The 17,303-nt window shown below is 72.6% G+C and carries 17 protein-coding genes; 9 read left to right on the forward strand and 8 right to left on the reverse strand.

Annotation, left to right across the window (positions count from 1 at the left end):
• Nucleotides 1-51: 51 nt before the first annotated feature.
• The gene (locus OHA30_RS17790; RefSeq protein WP_328914836.1) at nucleotides 52-1,071 is read right to left on the reverse strand and encodes a phosphotransferase enzyme family protein; all 1,020 of its coding nucleotides are present in this window, start codon (nucleotides 1,069-1,071) and stop codon (nucleotides 52-54) included.
• A gap of 153 nt (nucleotides 1,072-1,224) precedes the next feature.
• Complete coding sequence (locus OHA30_RS17795; RefSeq protein WP_328914837.1) at nucleotides 1,225-2,007, reverse strand: response regulator transcription factor; 783 nt, start codon at nucleotides 2,005-2,007, stop codon at nucleotides 1,225-1,227.
• A gap of 320 nt (nucleotides 2,008-2,327) precedes the next feature.
• Between OHA30_RS17795 and pdhA the strand changes: the two genes are divergently transcribed.
• From pdhA to OHA30_RS17820, 5 genes are all read left to right on the forward strand, one after another.
• Nucleotides 2,328-3,503, forward strand: a complete 1,176-nt coding sequence (gene pdhA, locus OHA30_RS17800) for a pyruvate dehydrogenase (acetyl-transferring) E1 component subunit alpha (protein ID WP_328914838.1) — start codon at nucleotides 2,328-2,330, stop codon at nucleotides 3,501-3,503.
• A 1-nt stretch (nucleotide 3,504) separates the two neighbouring features.
• Nucleotides 3,505-4,479, forward strand: a complete 975-nt coding sequence (locus OHA30_RS17805) for an alpha-ketoacid dehydrogenase subunit beta (protein WP_328914839.1) — start codon at nucleotides 3,505-3,507, stop codon at nucleotides 4,477-4,479.
• A 19-nt stretch (nucleotides 4,480-4,498) separates the two neighbouring features.
• Nucleotides 4,499-5,896 carry a dihydrolipoamide acetyltransferase family protein gene (locus tag OHA30_RS17810; RefSeq protein WP_328914840.1) on the forward strand — a complete coding sequence of 466 codons (1,398 nt, stop codon included), beginning with the start codon at nucleotides 4,499-4,501 and terminating at the stop codon, nucleotides 5,894-5,896.
• 103 nt (nucleotides 5,897-5,999) lie between these two features.
• A complete protein-coding gene (locus OHA30_RS17815) occupies nucleotides 6,000-6,194 on the forward strand; it encodes a hypothetical protein (protein ID WP_328914841.1) in 195 nt (64 codons plus the stop codon).
• Nucleotides 6,195-6,349: 155 nt separating this feature from the next.
• Nucleotides 6,350-6,880 (forward strand): DinB family protein, encoded by a 531-nt coding sequence (locus OHA30_RS17820; RefSeq protein ID WP_328914842.1) that lies wholly within the window; start codon nucleotides 6,350-6,352, stop codon nucleotides 6,878-6,880.
• Here the strand turns inward: OHA30_RS17820 and lepB are convergent.
• Nucleotides 6,858-7,577, reverse strand: coding sequence for a signal peptidase I (lepB, locus tag OHA30_RS17825; protein WP_328914843.1), 720 nt, complete (start codon nucleotides 7,575-7,577; stop codon nucleotides 6,858-6,860). The two genes, OHA30_RS17820 and lepB, sit on opposite strands and share 23 nt — an antisense overlap.
• Nucleotides 7,578-7,723: 146 nt before the next feature.
• Between lepB and OHA30_RS17830 the strand changes: the two genes are divergently transcribed.
• Entirely contained in the window at nucleotides 7,724-8,395 is a 672-nt protein-coding gene (locus OHA30_RS17830) for a GntR family transcriptional regulator (RefSeq protein ID WP_328914844.1), read from the forward strand.
• Nucleotides 8,392-9,705, forward strand: coding sequence for an MFS transporter (locus OHA30_RS17835; RefSeq protein ID WP_328914845.1), 1,314 nt, complete (start codon nucleotides 8,392-8,394; stop codon nucleotides 9,703-9,705). The genes OHA30_RS17830 and OHA30_RS17835 overlap by 4 nt, the downstream gene beginning before the upstream one ends.
• A 22-nt stretch (nucleotides 9,706-9,727) precedes the next feature.
• Here the strand turns inward: OHA30_RS17835 and OHA30_RS17840 are convergent, their stop codons facing one another.
• Both OHA30_RS17840 and OHA30_RS17845 read right to left on the reverse strand, forming a co-directional pair.
• Complete coding sequence (locus OHA30_RS17840) at nucleotides 9,728-11,242, reverse strand: sensor histidine kinase (protein ID WP_328914846.1); 1,515 nt, start codon at nucleotides 11,240-11,242, stop codon at nucleotides 9,728-9,730.
• 408 nt (nucleotides 11,243-11,650) lie between these two features.
• Nucleotides 11,651-12,478, reverse strand: a complete 828-nt coding sequence (locus tag OHA30_RS17845) for a maleylpyruvate isomerase family mycothiol-dependent enzyme (protein WP_328914847.1) — start codon at nucleotides 12,476-12,478, stop codon at nucleotides 11,651-11,653.
• Between the two features lie 133 nt (nucleotides 12,479-12,611).
• Here OHA30_RS17845 and OHA30_RS17850 point away from each other — a divergent pair, with 133 nt between their 5' ends.
• Nucleotides 12,612-13,403, forward strand: a complete 792-nt coding sequence (locus OHA30_RS17850; RefSeq protein ID WP_328914848.1) for a carbon-nitrogen family hydrolase — start codon at nucleotides 12,612-12,614, stop codon at nucleotides 13,401-13,403.
• Between the two features lie 70 nt (nucleotides 13,404-13,473).
• On the opposite strand, the gene OHA30_RS17855 is transcribed toward OHA30_RS17850, so the two are convergent.
• Nucleotides 13,474-13,689, reverse strand: a complete 216-nt coding sequence (locus OHA30_RS17855; RefSeq protein WP_328918108.1) for a hypothetical protein — start codon at nucleotides 13,687-13,689, stop codon at nucleotides 13,474-13,476.
• 40 nt (nucleotides 13,690-13,729) lie between these two features.
• Between OHA30_RS17855 and OHA30_RS17860 the strand changes: the two genes are divergently transcribed.
• The gene (locus OHA30_RS17860; protein ID WP_328914849.1) at nucleotides 13,730-15,592 is read left to right on the forward strand and encodes an NHL domain-containing thioredoxin family protein; all 1,863 of its coding nucleotides are present in this window, start codon (nucleotides 13,730-13,732) and stop codon (nucleotides 15,590-15,592) included.
• Here the strand turns inward: OHA30_RS17860 and OHA30_RS17865 are convergent.
• Together OHA30_RS17865 and OHA30_RS17870 are read right to left on the reverse strand one after the other, a co-directional pair.
• Complete coding sequence (locus OHA30_RS17865) at nucleotides 15,586-15,822, reverse strand: hypothetical protein (protein ID WP_328914850.1); 237 nt, start codon at nucleotides 15,820-15,822, stop codon at nucleotides 15,586-15,588. The two genes, OHA30_RS17860 and OHA30_RS17865, sit on opposite strands and share 7 nt — an antisense overlap.
• 100 nt (nucleotides 15,823-15,922) lie before the next feature.
• The gene (locus tag OHA30_RS17870; protein WP_328914851.1) at nucleotides 15,923-17,230 is read right to left on the reverse strand and encodes a M18 family aminopeptidase; all 1,308 of its coding nucleotides are present in this window, start codon (nucleotides 17,228-17,230) and stop codon (nucleotides 15,923-15,925) included.
• Between the last annotated feature and the right edge of the window lie 73 nt (nucleotides 17,231-17,303).

Genomic DNA, 17,303 nt, shown 5'->3' on the forward strand with positions numbered 1-17,303 from the left:
GCCGTACACGATCCCTGACCGCCCGGCTGAGGACGCCTTCAGCCGGGCGTTCTAGTCGGTGAAGGCGTCCCGGACCGCCCCGAACTCCTGCGTCCACCACACCGCGAGCGCGGAGGCGGCCGGGAAGAGCGGGTCGGAGCGCTGATCGCGCCGCTGGTAGCGCCAGTGCAGCATCCAGAAGTCGTTCAGCCGCTCCCACCACACCCGGTGCACGGCGGCGGCCACCTCCGCGACGGCGATCCCCGCCGCCCGCCGGTACGCGCGGGCGTACTCCCGTACCTTCCCCAGGTCGAGACAGCCGTCCACCGGGTGCACGAAGAAGATCGCGGCCGCCCTGACCGCTTCCTCCGCGCGCGGGCGTACGCCCAGGCGGTCCCAGTCCACGATCGCGGCCGGCTCCTCGCCGCGGTAGAGCAGGTTGAGCGGGTGGAAGTCGCCGTGCACCCAGCCGCTGACCTGCCCTTCCGCGGCGGGCGGCCGCCGGTGGGCGTGGCGCCTCAGCAGCGAGCGGCGCTCCAGCAGCCGGTGCTCGGCCAGCTCGTCGAAGGAGTCGTACGGCCGGTGTCCGCGGACCAGCGCGAGCAGTTGGTCGATCTGGGCGTGGGTACGGCCCGGGTCGGCGCTCGGATGGCGCCCGGCGTGCGCGGGCGGCTGGACCCGGGCGAGGCCGGTGTGCACCCGGCCGAGCAGGTCGCCCAGCCGCTGCGACTGGACCTCGCTGAGTTCGGTGCCCTCGCGGTGTCTGCCGTCGATCCAGGGGAACAGCGCGTAACCGTGGCCGCCGATCGTGGCGACCGTGTGCCCGTCCTCGTCCGCGAGCGGCGCGGCGGCCGGTACACCCAGTCTGACCAGGCCCCTTGTCGCCCGGTGCTGCCGCACGATGATCCCCGGATCGGCCGTATCCGGGGCAATGTATTGCTTGAGGAAGAAAACACCCCTGGTAGTGGTGATCCGCCAGCCCTGGTTGAGCAAGCCCTGGGGGACTGGATCGCAGGTCAGCGGGGTACCCGCATGCTCGTAGCGGCGCAGCAGAGCGGTCAGCGCGGGCGGCCGCTTTGCCGTGCCCTTCACGCGGCTCAGCGTAGATCACCAAAAGGACGCGATCACGCGGAGTGGCGCCGGGTGGTCGCCACCTGGTAATGGCGGCCCATGATCATGTGCGCCCCGCGGCCGGGTCGCGCGCCCCCGCCCGTCCGGCGCGCCCCCGGGCCCCGCCGTATGCCCTCAGCGCTCCCCGTGCGAGGCGTCGCCGCCTCCGCCGCCGCCTCGGCCTCCGCCCCCGTGCGTCCGCGTCGTGTACACGTCCGCGAGCGGCGACCGCGGCTCCATCCCCAGTTTGGTCAGCAGCGACGCGACCTGCTTCTTCACGGCCTTCTCTGCCAGCCCCAGCCGCTCCCCGATCTGGAGGTTGGTCAGCCCCTCGCCGATCAGGTCCAGGGTCCGCCGCTCCACGTCCGTCAGCCCGGCGGCCCCCGAACGGGCCTCCCGGCCCGGGGAGGCCCCGGGAGCCTCGGCCTCGCCGGCCGGCCCGGTGGCGGCCCCGGCCCGGGTGCCCCCCTTCCGCAGCCGTTCCAGCACCTCGCGCGCCGCCGACGGGTCGAGCAGCGACTTCCCGGTGGCCACGGCCCTGACCGCCGCGGTCAGCTCGTCGCCGCGGATCACCTTCGGCACGTAACCGGACGCGCCCGCCATGACCGCGTCGAAGACCGCCTCCTCGTCCGCGTAGGAGGTCAGCATCAGGCACTTCACCGACGGGTCGTGCGAGCGGATGTCGCGGCACACCTCGACCCCGCTGGCGTCGGGCAGCCGTACGTCCAGCAGTGCGACATCCGGGTGTACGGCGGGGATGCCGGCCATCGCCTCGGCCGCGTTCGCCGCCTCGCCGACGATCTCGATGCCGGAGCCGTCACCGTCCTCGCGCCCGCCGGACAGCAGGTGGTGAACGCCTCGCCTGACCACCTCGTGATCGTCGAGCAGGAATACCCGGATACTTCCGTTTCCGTCCACGCTCCCAGCGTCGCACTCCCGTGATCTCCTCGCCTCTTACGGACTGTCCGTTTCCGGGATACGGTGCCGTTGTCCCGGCGATGGCCTGCGGTAACGCGCACTTACTAGGAGATCCAAGCAAAACCGCAGGTCAGAAACTGTGCGCTACGCGTACGCAGAGGTCTTCCGTTATAGGTAACGTCTGAGTTGCAGGCCACTCGCCAGGGCACTGTCACGCCTGGCTCGGCCATGCCGCACACACCCCGTGCGTCACGTCGGACCAGGTGAGCCGCACTGGTCGCCCGGCGGATCCCGGGGGCCGGACAGACGGAGGAGCGAACGTGAGCGTGAAGAGCACTGCCGCTGGGGGCCCCCCCGCCAAGGGCAGGGGGAGGACCACCCGCGGTGGCGCGAAGCGCCGTGGGGGCGAGCCCGGGCTCGTACAGCTGCTGACCCCCGAGGGCGAGCGCGTCGAGCACAGCGAGTACTCCATCGACCTGACGCCGGAAGAGCTGCGTGGCCTGTACCGCGACATGGTGCTGACCCGCCGTTTCGACGCCGAGGCGATCACCCTGCAACGGCAGGGAGAGCTGGGGCTGTGGGCCTCACTGCTGGGCCAGGAGGCCGCCCAGATCGGTTCGGGACGGGCCACCCGCCCGGACGACTATGTCTTCCCGACCTACCGCGAGCACGGGGTCGCCTGGACCCGTGACGTGGACCCGCTGAACCTGCTGGGCATGTTCCGCGGGGTCAACCACGGGGGATGGGACCCCAACGAGAACAACTTCCAGCTGTACACGATCGTCATCGGCTCGCAGACCCTGCACGCCACCGGCTACGCCATGGGCGTCGCCAAGGACGGCGCGGACTCGGCGGTCATCGCGTACTTCGGCGACGGCGCGTCCAGCCAGGGCGACGTCGCGGAGGCGTTCACCTTCGCGGCCGTCTACAACGCGCCCGTGGTGTTCTTCTGCCAGAACAACCAGTGGGCGATCTCCGAGCCGACCGAGAAGCAGTCCCGGGTGCCGATCTACCAGCGCGCGGCCGGCTACGGCTTCCCCGGCGTCCGGGTCGACGGCAATGACGTGCTCGCGGTCCTCGCGGTCACCCGGGCGGCCCTGGAGCACGCCCGCAGTGGTCAGGGCCCGATGCTGGTCGAGGCGTTCACCTACCGGATGGGCGCGCACACCACGACCGACGACCCGACCCGCTACCGCAGCGACGAGGAACGCGAGGAGTGGGCGTCGAAGGACCCGATCGAGCGGCTGCGCGTCCACCTCGACAAGGAGGGCGTGGCCGACGAGGCGTTCTACGCCGATCTGGCGGCCGAGAGCGACGCGCTCGCCAAGCGGGTGCGCGAGGGTGTGCGGAACATGCCGAACCCCGACACCATGGCGATCTTCGAGAACGTCTACGCCGACGGGCACGCGCTCGTCGACGAGGAGCGCGCGCAGTTCGCCGCCTACCAGGCCTCTTTCGAGGACGCGGCCGCGCACGGCAACGGAAAGGGGCACTGACATGACCCAGATGGCCATCGCCAAGGCCCTCAACGAGTCGTTGCGCAAGGCGCTCGACAGCGACCCGAAGGTCCTCATCATGGGTGAGGACGTCGGCCGGCTCGGCGGCGTCTTCCGGATCACCGACGGTCTGCACAAGGACTTCGGGGAGGGCCGGGTCATCGACACCCCGCTCGCCGAGTCCGGCATCGTCGGCACCGCGATCGGTCTGGCCCTGCGCGGCTACCGCCCGGTCGTGGAGATCCAGTTCGACGGCTTCGTCTTCCCCGCGTACGACCAGATCGTCACCCAGCTGGCCAAGATGCACGCCCGCGCGCTCGGCAAGGTCAAGCTGCCGGTCGTCATCCGCATCCCGTACGGCGGCGGCATCGGCGCGGTCGAGCACCACAGCGAGTCGCCCGAGACGCTCTTCGCGCACATTCCGGGCCTGAAGGTCGTCACGCCGTCCAACCCGAACGACGCCTACTGGATGCTCCAGCAGGCCATCGAGTGCGACGACCCGGTGATCTTCTTCGAGCCGAAGCGGCGCTACTGGGACAAGGGCGAGGTCGACACCTCCGCCGTCCCCGGCCACCTGCACAAGGCGGTCGTGGCCCAGCAGGGCACGGATCTGACCCTCGCCGCCTACGGGCCGATGGTGAAGGTGTGCCTGGAGGCGGCGGCCGCGGCCGCGAACGAGGGCCGGAGCCTGGAGGTGGTGGACCTGCGGTCGCTGTCTCCGATCGACTTCGACACCATCCAGGAGTCCGCCGAGAAGACCGGCCGGCTGATCGTGGTGCACGAGGCCCCGGTGTTCTACGGCGCCGGAGCCGAGATCGCCGCCCGGATCACCGAGCGCAGCTTCTACCACCTGGAGGCCCCGGTGCTGCGGGTGGGCGGCTTCCACGCGCCGTACCCGCCGGCCCGCCTGGAGGAGGAGTACCTCCCGGGCCTGGACCGCGTACTCGACGCCGTCGACCGCGCGCTGGCGTTCTGAGGAGAGGGTTGTGACAGTCATGACCGCACAGGCACAGCGCTTTCGCGAGTTCAGGATGCCCGACGTCGGCGAGGGGCTGACGGAGGCGGAGATTCTCAAGTGGTACGTCGCCGTCGGTGACACGGTCACCGACGGGCAGGTGATCTGCGAGGTGGAGACGGCCAAGGCGGCCGTCGAGCTGCCGATCCCGTACGACGGGGTGGTCAGCGAGATCCGCTTCGACGAGGGCACGACGGTGGACGTCGGCACGCCGATCATCGTGGTGGACGCGGGGGAGTCGGCCGGGGGCGCGCCCGCGGCCGAAGTGCCGCAGCAGGCGGCCCCGCAGGGGCCCGCGACCGTGGAGCCCGAGCCGCAGCCGGAGACCAAGCGGCAGGCGGTGCTGGTGGGTTACGGGGTCGCGCCGTCGTCCACGACCCGGCGACCGCGCAAGTCGGCCACCGCGGCGCAGGGTCCCGCGACCGCGGAACCCCAGCCCACGGCTCCGCCGGCCGCGCAGGCGCCCGCGCCCGCCGGGCTCAACGGCCACGACCGCAAGGAACGGCCGCTCGCCAAGCCGCCCGTGCGCAAGCTGGCCAAGGACCTGGGCATCGACCTGGCCACGGTCGTTCCCACCGGCCCCAACGGCGTGGTGACCCGCGAGGACATCCGCGCGGCCGCCGCGCCGCCCGCCCCGCTGCCACCGGTGGCCGCCGCCATCCCCGCCGGTGACCACGCGCGCGAGACCCGGGTGCCGATCAAGGGTGTCCGCAAGGCCATCGCCCAGGCGATGGTCTCCAGCGCCTTCACCGCGCCGCACGTCACGGAGTTCGTGACCTTCGACATCACGCGGTCGATGAAGCTGGTCCAGGAGCTCAAGGCCGACCCGGCCTTCGCCGGCCTCAAGGTCAGTCCGCTGCTGCTGGTCGCCAAGGCCCTGCTGGTCGCCATCAGGCGGCACCCCGAGGTCAACGCGGCCTGGGACGAGGCCAATCAGGAGATCGTCCACAAGTCGTATGTGAACCTGGGGATCGCCGCGGCCACCCCGCGTGGCCTGATCGTGCCCAACATCAAGGACGCGCACGACAAGACGCTGCCCGAACTGGCCGCCGCCCTCGGCGAATTGGTCGGCACCGCGCGCGAGGGCAAGACCTCGCCCGCAGCGATGCAGGGCGGCACGGTCACCATCACCAACGTCGGTGTCTTCGGCATCGACACCGGTACGCCGATCCTCAACCCCGGGGAGTCCGCGATTCTCGCCTTCGGCGCGGTCCGGGAACAGCCGTGGGTGCACAAGGGGAAGGTGAAGGTCCGTCAGATCACCACCCTGGCGCTCTCCTTCGACCACCGGCTGGTCGACGGCGAACTCGGCTCACGGGTGCTGTCCGACGTGGCCGCGATCCTGGAGCAGCCCAAGCGGCTGCTCACCTGGGCATAGCGCCCTTCGGCGCGAAGGAACGGAGGGCCGGACGTGTGGACGTCCGGCCCTCCGTCTGCGTGTTGACCGTACGGGCCCGCCGGTCTGTGCTGCCATCGGCCGTATGGTCGTCTCCGTCTCCGTCGTCCTGTTTCTGGCGCTCATGGCCGTGCTGCTGATGCGCAACCGGTCGCTCAAGCCGAGCCACGCGGTGCTCTGCGCGCTGATCGGCTTCTGCCTCGCCTCCACCGGCCTGGCGCCGACGATCCAGTCCACCCTGGTCTCGACGGCCGACCTGGTCAGCACCATCAGGCCCTGACCCCGCCGCCGCTCAGCCACTCGGCGCGCCCAACTCCCGCACGAAGACATCGGCGTGGGCGCTCGCCGGTACGCTCGATGCCCCCTGGTACGTTCCCCCCACCTTGCCCATGCCCGCGCTGTCCCACAGCGGCAGGCGAAAGGACCGGTGGACCGGTGACGATCGAGCACGGCTGGCAGAGCCTGACGCTGACCCTTTTCCGGCGGGTCCGCCGTGAGTTCGTCGCGGCCGTCGAGGGCCTGACCGACACCGCTCTGGAGCATCGGCTCACCCCGGCCACCAACAGCGTCGGGTGGCTCGCCTGGCACATCGCCCGGGGCCAGGACCGCAATCTGTCCGAGCTGACCGGCTTGCCGCAGCTCTGGCTGACCGACGGCTGGGCGGACCGGTTCGGGCGCCCGGCCGATCCGGCCGACACCGGATTCGGTCACTCGGCCGCGGCGGCCGCCGCCTTCCGGAGTCCCGGCGGGGCCACGCTGCTCGCCTACCAGGAGGCCGCGCACGGCATCGCCGAGCGCTGTCTCGCGGCCGCGCCCGACGGAGACCTCGGGCGGGTGGTGGTCAGCGTCACGCTGGGGAACGCGCACAGCGTGGCGGACCGGCTGGGCGGCCAACTGGACGACTGCTTCGCCCACCTGGGGCAGATCGCGCTGTTGGAGTCGCTCAGGGCCGGGGACCCCAGGTGACGGTGGGGGTGGGGCGGGGGGTGCGGCGGACGCGGCGGGTGCGGGACCAGAGGACGAGGGACGTGACCAGGGACGCGAAGGCGGTCAGCGCGGCCAGGAGCATCACCACGAAGTACGGCACCAGCGCGTTCACACCGGGCTGGGCCCGGCCGATCACCTCTGCCACCGGGACGGTTCCGTCGTGCTTGGACAGGTGCATGCGCGAGTCGACCGAGTCGGTCCGGTCGTCGGCGAGCAGGAAGATCCGCCCCTGCGGGACCCGTATGTCCACGGCATACGGGCCGTTGGAGACACCGCGGTAGAGATACGGCTCGTCGACGTCCTCGCCGTTGACCTGGAGCGGGCCGCCCGCGCCCAGGACGACATGGTCGCCGCCCACGCCGATCACCCGCCGCAGCGTGTTCATGGGGTCCGGGTTCCAGCCCGTGATGGAGACGTAGACCACGTCCCCGCGCCGGACGCCGGCGCCGCCGCCCTTCCGCACGGCCACCTCGGTACCGGCCGGGAAGGTCGGCCGCATCGTGCCGCTGGTGGTCCGCAGCACCTTGTACCGCTCCCGCGACAGACCGAAGGCGCCGCCAGCCACCAGCACGCCCACCAGGGTGATCACCAGGGCGACCACCAGCTCATGGCGCACCGGCCGCGCCGCCGCCGGAACCTCCACGCCCTCGCCCACGTGCTCTTTCGTGTCCGACACGTTCCCGCCCTTCCCCCGCCGCCCGCTCACCGGGCGGCATCCGGAGGGCATCGTAGGGCCGCCTCCCGGAACGTCCGAATCGCGGACCGTCCGAATCGCGGACCGTCTTACGCCGGGATACATGTTGTATCTATGATGTGCGCATCATGGATGCCACCGTCGCCGCGCCGCCCGCCGCCCCCAAGTCACCGCCCGCCGCCGAGCGGGTCTACCTCCACGTCAAGTCCGGTGTGCTCGACCGCAGTTACGAGGGCGGCACGCTGCTGACCGAAGGGGACCTCGCCGACGCGGTCGGGGTGTCCCGTACGCCCGTGCGCGAGGCGCTGCTGCGGCTGGAGGCGGAGGGCCTGCTCAAGCTCTACCCGAAGAAGGGCGCCCTGGTGCTGCCGGTCTCCGCGCAGGAGATCGCCGACGTCGTGGAGACCCGGCTGCTGGTCGAGCGGTACGCCGTGGCCAAGGTGGTCGGCGCGGCGCCCGCCGAGCTGATCACACGGCTGGAGGACTCGCTCGCCGAGCAGCGCGGCCACGCGGAGGCCGGCGACCTCGCCGCCTTCGCCGTGGCCGACCGCTGCTTCCACGCCGAGATCGTCCGCGCGGCCGGCAACCGTATCCTCGCCCAGCTCTACGACCAGCTGCGCGACCGGCAGTTGCGGATGGGCGTGGCCACCATGCACGCCGTGCCCAGCCGGGTCGCGAAGAACATCTCCGAGCACGCCGAGATCCTCGAAGCCCTGCGCGGCGGCTCCGCCGACACCGCCGCGCGGCTGGTGGACCGGCATGTGTCCTGGGTCAAGACGCTGGCCCGGGGCGAGTCGTGACCGGGAGACCGATACCGGGCGACCCACCGGGAGGGCGTCGCGCCGTACTCGTGTGGGGCGTCGGCACCCTCGTCTACCTCGTCGCCGTCGTGCACCGCACCAGCCTCGGTGTGGCCGGGATCGACGCCGCCGACCGCTTCCACATCGGCGCCTCCGCGCTGTCGTCCTTCTCGATCCTCCAGGTGCTGGTCTACGCGGGCATGCAGATACCCGTCGGCCTGATGGTGGACCGGCTCGGCACCAAGCGCGTACTGATGCTCGGTGCGGTGCTCTTCACCGCCGGGCAGGGGGCGTTCGCGCTGTCCCACTCGTACGGGATGGCGCTCGGCGCCCGCGCGGTGCTCGGCTGCGGCGACGCGATGACCTTCGTGAGCGTGCTGCGGCTCGGCTCGCGGTGGTTCCCGGCCCGGCGCGGTCCGCTGATCGCGCAGGGCGCCGCGCTCTTCGGCGTCGCGGGCAATCTGATCTCGACCGTCGCCCTGTCCCGGCTGCTGCACTCCGCAGGGTGGACGCCGACCTTCCTCGGCACGGCGCTGGGCGGCGCCCTCGTGCTGATCCTGGTCGCCGTCTTCCTCAAGGACCACCCGGAGGGATACGAGCCCGCGCCCGCGGAACACGCCGGAATGGCCTACGTACGGCGGCAGATCGCCGACTCCTGGCGCGAACCCGGCACCCGGCTGGGCATGTGGGCGCACTTCACCACCCAGTTCTCCGGGATGGTGTTCCTGCTGCTGTGGGGGATGCCCTATCTGGTCGAGGACCAGGGGCTCTCGCGCGGCGCGGCCGGCGGGCTGCTCACCCTCGTGGTGGTGGCGAACATGGTCTTCGGGATGCTCTTCGGGCAGCTGATCGCCCGTCACCACGAGGCCAGGATGCCGCTGACCCTCGGGGTGATCGGCGCGACGGCGGTCATGTGGGTGGTGGTGCTCGGCTGGCCGGGCGGCCACGATCCGCTGTGGCTGCTGGTCGTGCTGTGCGTGGTGCTCGGCGCCTGTGGGCCCGGCTCGATGATCGGCTTCGACTTCGCGCGGCCCGCCAATCCGCCCGAGCGCTTCGGGACGGCCTCCGGGATCGTCAACATCGGCGGTTTCACCGCGTCCGTGATCACGCTCTTCGCGATCGGTGTGCTGCTGGACGCGACCGGCGACAACTACCGCATCGCCTGGAGCAGCGTCTTCGTCCTCCAGGCCGTCGGCACCACACAGATCCTGCGGCTGCGGCGGCGCAGTGAGCGGCTGGAGCGGGAGCGGATCGCGGTCAGCCGCGTGGAGAGCGTGCACCGCTCGGACCGGGCGGCGGTCAGCGACTGAACCCCTGGGCGGGACCGAGTCCTCAGCGGGAGGGCGCCGACGGGTCTTCCCTCGGCGGCCGCGGCCGCGGCGGCCCGTCCCCCGACGGCTCCAGCCACGCGGCCGGCGGATCGGCGGCCAGGTCGTCGTGGCGCGAGGCGCCCAGCGAGTGCCCGCGCGCCCGCCGCGGCAGCGGCCCGGCCACGGGCCCCGGGACCGCCCCCGGCACCGGCCCCGCCGCCTGTCCCGGCACCTGCGCCGAGGCGCCCGCCGCGGGCCCGGCCGCCTCGGCGACCGGCCCGCCGCCGTCCGCGTACCGCCCCGCGCCGGCGCCCGGCTCCTCCACCGCGCCCGGCGTGACGATCCCCGGCGGGATCAGCACCACCGCCGCCGTACCGCCGAGCGACGACGGCCGGAAGGTCACCCGCAGCCCGTACGTCCCGGCCAGGCAGCCGACGACCGCGAGACCGAGCCGCGGACCCGACAGCGCCCGCGCGTCCAGCGGGTCGCCGGAGACCAGCTTCTGCGCCCGGGCCAGGGTGTCGTCCGGCATCGCGGCCCCGGCGTCCTCGACGACGACGTACACGCCCGCGTGCGACTCCCGCACCCGCACATGGACTTCACGGGAGTGCGGGGAGAACGCGCAGGCGTTGTCCATGAGTTCGGCCAGCGCGTGCATGACGCCCTCGGCCGCGTCACCCGCCACCGCCGCCGTACCGGCCGGGTGCAGCCGCACCCGCCGCCAGCCGTCGATCCGGGCCGAGGCGCCGCGCAGCACGGAGCCGATCATCACCGGCTCGGCCCAACTGCGGGCGGGCGGCGACCCGGTGAGCACCGCGATGCGGTCGGCCAGGCGGCCGGCCTGCGCGGTGCGGTGGTCGAGGCGCAGCAGATCGCCGAGCACCTGGTCGCGGTGCCGGCGTTCCATCTGCCGCAGATCGGCCAGGGTGGCCGCGGTGAGCGCCCTTATCCGGCCCGCGGTGGTCGCGCACGCGGCCGTCCCCGCGGCCCGCATCCGCTCGGCGGCGCCGATCTCGCGGACCACCACGTCGAGCAGCCGCTGATGGGCGACCCCGGTGGGCCGCGGCAGCCCGGCCAGCACGTCCTCGGCCGAACCGCCCGCCCGCAGCCCCTCCAGCGCCAGCGGCACGGTCACCTCGGCCAGTCGCGCGGTCTCGCCCTCCAGCACCGCCGCCCTGGCCGTCTCCGTGCGCAGCGCGGCCCGCAGCGACGCCTCGGCCTCGGCCGCCGTACGCCGCCGCACCTCCGCGTAGCGCACCGCCCGCCGGGCCGCGTCGAGTTCGATCGCCGCGCGCTTGGCCGCGACGGCGTGCGCGGTGGCCGTACGGGCCGCCTCGGCGCGCAACGCGTCGGTACGGTGGCGCAGTTCACGGGTCAGCCGGTGCCGGGACATGGCCAGTGCCACGGCGACGCCGAGCAGTACCGCGGCCAGCGCGCCCGCGGCGGTGACCACCGGGCGGTCCCCGGCGGTCGCGCGGACCGCCGCCCAGGCGCAGGCCGCGCCCGCCGCCATGGCGGCGGCCAGCGGTGGTCCCACCGTCCGGACGGCGGACCGCTCACGCGAACCGCCGTCCGGAACGGGCGCGGCGGAGGCCGACGGGCCGGATAACGGAGAGCCTTGGGCTGACATCAGTCGGTACCTCATGGCGGGGCCCGCGAGCCGACCGCCGTGCCGGGGCGTTGACCTGCCGGCGGCGTACGCGGGTGGCGTGCGGGCGCCGGCGTTCAAGCGGTGCGGGTGAGTGCGCCTCACCCTACTCGCCCGCCCCCGCTCTCCCACCGGGAACCCCGGTCCTGCGTGGTCGGCCGGTCACTGCCCGTACAATGACCGGCCTTCCCTCAACTCTCCTGGTCCCTCACCCCGGTTGGCGACCGCGACGGCCCGGTCGGACCCCGAGGACGCGCGGTCGGCGACCGCGGAGGCCCAACCGGCCTCCGCGGTGGCTCAGTTGGTGACCGCGATATTGGCCAGGATCGACTCCGCCAACTCCGGGTCGCCCTCGACCTTCAGCCGCTCGTCACGGACCGCCGCGGGCTTGACCCGGCCCGCGAGCAGCCGCAGGAAGGTCTCCCAGTCGACCACGAAGGTCACCGCGGGGCCGAGCGAGACCGCCGAGTCGATGGAACCGCGGCCCTCCGCGTTGACCCGTACGGTCCGCATGAACTCCAGCGGGCCGTGCACGTCGAAGACCACCGCGGAGCCGGGCTTGGCCCCCGCGTCGTGCGCGACCAGCTTCGGCAGCGCGCCCAGCAGCCGGTCGCGGGCGAACACGGCGGCGGGCGAGGCGAGGTTGCCCGGAGTGTCGAGCGCCCGGCGCAGATCCTGCTCGTGCACCCACACGTCGAACACCCGCCCCCACAACTGGTCTTCGAGGGTGGTCTGCCCGCCGCTGATCGCGCGCACGTCGGCGTCGGGCTGCCGGGACTCGTTCCGCAGCTGCCGGGAGCGGCGGATGATCGTGTACTCCAGCTCCGAGGTCATCTCGGGCGCGGTGTGGTGCCGCCTGATGTCGACCGGGACCTCGGTGTAGCGGGCGGTCTCACTGGTGATGTGCCGCAGATCGCTGGGCAGGCTGTGGATCGGACGGGGATCGCCCAGCAGCTCGCACTCGAAGCCGATGATGTGGGACACGACGTCACGTACCGACCAGTAGGGGCACTCCGTGGGGCGGTTCCACTCCCCCTCGGTCAGCGGCGACACCAGTTCGTTGATGGACTCTATTGAGTGGGTCCAGGCGTCGATGTACGGCTGGAGCTTGCTGTGGACGGTCACGGGACCCCTCGACGGTCGGTGCGCGGTCGTGGTGGTTGGCGCCTAAGTTACGCTGCGCGCGGGCGCCCACGCAGTGCTTTCGAGTGACGATGGTAGGCCCGGCTTGACGACCCAACGTATGGGCGGTGTACAGATGCGCGCAACGCTGATGCAGATCGATGTGGACCCGAAGGAGTCGGCCGGCGACCGCCGGGACCGAGTGGCGGCTCTCGTACGCGGCCAGGTGGGCACGGATCTTGTCGTGCTGCCGGAGCTGTGGCCGGTCGGCGCGTTCGCCGTTGACGACTTCGCGGCGGCCGCGGAACGCGCGGTTGACGGCCCGACAGCCACCGCTATGGGCGCCGCCGCGCGCGCCGCGGGGGTGTGGCTGCACGCCGGTTCGGTGGTGGAACGCGACCTGGACGGATCGCTCTACAACACCTCGCTGCTCTTCGGACCCGACGGAGAGCTGCGGGCGACCTATCGCAAGATCCACCGTTTCGGCTTCGACGAGGGCGAGGCGGTGCTGATGTCGGCGGGCACCCGGATCGTCACCGCGCGCCTCCCGGAGACCGTGCTCGGCCTCGCCACCTGCTACGACCTGCGCTTTCCCGAGCAGTTCCGGCTGCTGACCGCCGCCGGGGCGCAGATGCTGGTGCTTCCCGCCGGGTGGCCGGCCCGGCGGCTGGCGCACTGGCGGGTGCTGGTCCAGGCGCGGGCCGTCGAGTCGCAGGCGTATGTCCTGGCGTGCGGCACGGCGGGGACGCACGCCGGGGTGGAGCAGGCCGGGCACAGCATGGTGGTGGACCCGTGGGGCGAGGTGCTCGCCGAGGCGGGCCCCGGCGAGCAGGTGCTGACCGTCGAAATCGACCCCGCCCGGGTGACGGCCACCCGGGCGGATTTTCCGGTGCTGCGCGATCGCGTGCTGGGGCTGCCGACGCCGTAGCCGGTCCGGCCGCGGCGGATCGCGGCCGGACCGGGGGCCGGGGGAGGCCGGGGGCGCGCGGCCGCCGGATTCACCTCTCCCCGTGCTCTTTTTCTTCGTGTTCGCGCTCCACCAGACGGTCGACGCACACCGCGATGGCGATCAGCATCGACGCGTCTGTGTTCTCCCGGTTCTCCCGCAGCCGCAGCACCTTGCCGTCGACGAAGAACGCCCGGCGGCCGGACTCGTCCTCGATCCAGTAGTCGTCGCCGATCGCGAACATCTTCTCCCGCACCACGTATTTCATGAGGGAATGCCTACCCCCGGTGATGCTGTTGGATGGGGATATGACTGCACGTGCACGCGTCCGGGCCCCCGAGCTGATCGGCAAGGGCGGCTGGCTGAACACAGGCGAGAACCAACCCACCCTCGCCGACCTGCGGGGATCCATCGTGATCCTCGACTTCTGGACCTTCTGCTGTGTCAACTGTCTGCATGTGCTCGACGAGCTGCGGGAGCTGGAGGAGCGGCACCGGGACACCCTGGTGATCGTCGGTGTGCACTCCCCCAAGTTCGTGCACGAGGCGGAGCACCAGGCGGTCGTCGACGCGGTGGAGCGCTACGAGGTGCACCACCCGGTGCTCGACGACCCGGAGCTGGCCACCTGGCGGCGGTACGCGGTGCGGGCCTGGCCCACGCTGGTCGTCATCGACCCCGAGGGATACGTCGTCGCGCAGCACGCGGGCGAGGGCCACGCGCACGCGCTGGAGAAGCTCATCACCCGGCTGGAGCAGGAGCACGCCGCCAAGGGCACGCTGCGGCGCGGCGACGGCCCCTACGTACCGCCCGAGCCGGTCTCGACCGATCTGCGCTTCCCGGGCAAGGGCGTCGCGCTGCCGGGCTCGGGCCACTACCTGGTGTCGGACTCCACCCGGCACGCGCTGGTGGAGCTGGCCGCCGACGGCGAGAGCGTCGTACGGCGGATCGGCACCGGTACCCGCGGGCTGGTGGACGGGGACGCGGCGACCGCCCGGTTCAGCGAACCGCAGGGCCTCGCGCTGCTGCCCGACGGAAGCGTGATCGTCGCCGACACGGTCAACCACGCGCTGCGCCGGCTGGACGTCGAGAGCGGCCGGGTCACCACCGTCGCCGGTACCGGCAAGCAGTGGTGGCAGGGCTCGCCGACCACCGGTCCGGCCCGCGAGGTGGATCTGTCCTCGCCGTGGGACGTGGCCTGGTTCGACGGCCGGGTGTGGATCGCGATGGCCGGCGTCCACCAGCTGTGGACGTACGACCCGGCCACCGAGCGGGTCGAGGTCGCGGCGGGCACCACCAACGAGGGCCTGGTCGACGGGCGCGCGGGCGACGCCTGGTTCGCGCAGCCGTCCGGGCTGTCCGCGACCGGCGGCGAGGGCGAGAACGCCCGGCTGTGGATCGCCGACTCCGAGACCTCGGCGCTGCGCTGGGTCGAGCGGGCCACGGACGGCGACGGCCATGTGGTCCGTACGGCCGTCGGCAAGGGGCTGTTCGACTTCGGCCACCGTGACGGCCCGGCCGGACAGGCGCTGCTCCAGCACCCGTTGGGCGTCACCGCGCTGCCGGACGGCTCGGTCGCGGTCAGCGACACGTACAACAACGCGCTGCGGCGGTACGACCCGGTGAGCGGTGAGGTCACCACGCTGGCGACGGATCTGCGCGAGCCGTCCGACGCGATGGTGGTGGACGACGACATCGTGGTGGTGGAGTCCGCCCGGCACCGGCTGACCCGGCTGCACCTGCCCGAGGAGGCGGTGCGCGTGGAGCCGGTCGCCCACCGTACGCAGCGGGCCGCCACCGAGGTCACGGCCGGGGCCTTCCGGCTGGACGTGGTCTTCTCCGCGCCCGCCGGGCAGAAGCTGGACGAGCGGTACGGCCCCTCGACCCGGCTGCTGGTCGGCGCCACCCCGCCGGAGCTGCTGGCGGAGGGCGCGGGCAAGGGCACGGATCTGTTCCGTGACCTCGTCCTCGACCCCTCGGTGCCCGAGGGTGTGCTGCATGTCTCGGCGATGGCCGCCTCCTGCGACGACGACGCTGACAACGAATATCCGGCCTGCCATGTGCATCAGCAGGACTGGGGTGTTCCGGTGCGGATCACGGTGGACGGCGACTCCCGGCTGGCCCTGGTGCTCGCCGGCATGGACGAAGGGCCGCGGGAGTCACCGGCTCAGTAACGGCCGCCCGGGTAGTAGCGCTCCTCCACGACGGGCGGCACGTCGCCGTCCGCCGTCGGGGGTATCCGCCGGCGTTTGAAGATGCTCACATAGGCGGCCAGTCCGATCATGCCCACGGCCATCATGATCAGGCCGAGCAGATCCAGGTTGACGCCCTTCGCGTGCCAGTCCGTGGCGAAAGTGACGATCGCGCCGATCGCGATCAGGATGATGCAGCCTCCGATGCCCACAACGCCCGCCTCCCTCAGTCGATGTGACGGTCATGCGGTCATCGGCTCGCCTACCCCGGTCCCCGATGTCCACGCTGCCGCCGCGTCGCGGGTCCGGCAATCAGCCCTGGAGGAACGCCTTGAGCGCGTTCGCCAGCAGGAACGGGTCGTCGGCGCCGCACAGTTCGCGGGCGGAGTGCATCGACAGGATCGGGACACCGATGTCGACGGTGGTGATGCCGTGCCGCGCGGCCGTGATCGGACCGATGGTCGTCCCGCACGGCATCGCGTTGCTGGACACGAAGTGCTGGAAGGGCACGCCCGCGCGCTCGCACGCGGCGGCGAAGATCCCCCGCCCGGCTCCGTCCGTGGCGTAGCGCTGGTTGACGTTCGTCTTGAGGATCGGCCCGCCGTTCGCCCGCGGGTGGTGCGTCGGGTCGTGCCGCTCGGCGTAGTTGGGGTGCACGGCGTGGCCGACGTCGGAGGAGACACAGACCGAACCGGCCAGCGCCCGCAGCCGGTCCTCGGACGTTCCGCCGCGGGCCAGCACCGAGCGCTCCAGGACGTTGCCCAGCAGCGGCCCCTGGGCGCCGGTGTCGGACTCGCTGCCGTTCTCCTCGTGGTCGAAGGCGGCCAGCACCGGGATGTACGGCAGGGGGGCGGGTCCGGTGGCGACCGCGGCGAGCGCGGCCACGCAGGCGTGCACGGACAGCAGATTGTCCAGCCGCGGCGACGCGAACAGCTCGCGGTCCCGGCCGAGATACGCGGGCGGCTGCACATCGTGCGTCATCAGGTCCCAGCCGACGACCTCGCGCGCGGCCACCCCCGCCTCGGCGGCGAGGAAGTCGATCAGATCGCCGTCGTCCGCCTCGCCCAGCCCCCACAGCGGCTGGAGGTGCCGCTGCTTGTCCAGCAGCAGCCCGTTGTCGGTGACCCCGCGGTCGAGGTGGATCGCGAGCTGGGCGACCCGCAGCAGCGGCCGGTCCACGTTCACCAGCACGGCGGAGCCGTCGCGCAGGCTGAGCCGCCCGGCCAGGCCCAGATCGCGGTCGAGCCAGCTGTTGAGCAGCGGGCCGCCGTAGACCTCCACGGCCACCTGCCGCCAGCCGGCGGAGCCCATATCCGGGCGCGGCTTGACCCGCAGGTTCGGCGAGTCGGTGTGCGCGCCGATCACCCGGTACGGCGTCTCGGGCCGCGCGCCCTCCGGCACGTACCAGGCGACGATCGCGCCGCCGCGCAGTACGTACCTGCCGCCGGGCCCGCCCTCCCACCGCTCCGACTCCTCGACCTGACGGAACCCGGCCTTCTCCAGCCGCGCCGCCGCGGCCGCCACCGCGTGGTACGGAGAGGGGCCGGCCTGGACGAACAGGGCGAGATCATCGGTGTGGGTGCGGTCGAAGCCATGGTGCTGAAGGTGCTGAGGGTTCATGACCGCCAGCATAGATTCGGCCGCCGGGACGACCCACAGGGATGCCGGAGTGCCGTCACCGGACGGGTGACGG

This window comes from Streptomyces sp. NBC_00223 (assembly GCF_036199905.1).
Taxonomy (GTDB): Bacteria; Actinomycetota; Actinomycetes; order Streptomycetales; family Streptomycetaceae; genus Actinacidiphila.

Coding starts and splice junctions, on each gene's coding strand:
- OHA30_RS17860 (WP_328914849.1), top strand. CDS start 13,730: ATGACTGCACGTGCACGCGTCCGGGCCCCCGAGCTGATCGGCAAGGGC.
- OHA30_RS17805 (WP_328914839.1), top strand. CDS start 3,505: ATGACCCAGATGGCCATCGCCAAGGCCCTCAACGAGTCGTTGCGCAAG.
- OHA30_RS17855 (WP_328918108.1), bottom strand. CDS start 13,689: ATGAAATACGTGGTGCGGGAGAAGATGTTCGCGATCGGCGACGACTAC.
- OHA30_RS17850 (WP_328914848.1), top strand. CDS start 12,612: ATGCGCGCAACGCTGATGCAGATCGATGTGGACCCGAAGGAGTCGGCC.
- OHA30_RS17870 (WP_328914851.1), bottom strand. CDS start 17,230: ATGAACCCTCAGCACCTTCAGCACCATGGCTTCGACCGCACCCACACC.
- OHA30_RS17815 (WP_328914841.1), top strand. CDS start 6,000: ATGGTCGTCTCCGTCTCCGTCGTCCTGTTTCTGGCGCTCATGGCCGTG.
- OHA30_RS17830 (WP_328914844.1), top strand. CDS start 7,724: ATGGATGCCACCGTCGCCGCGCCGCCCGCCGCCCCCAAGTCACCGCCC.
- OHA30_RS17810 (WP_328914840.1), top strand. CDS start 4,499: ATGACCGCACAGGCACAGCGCTTTCGCGAGTTCAGGATGCCCGACGTC.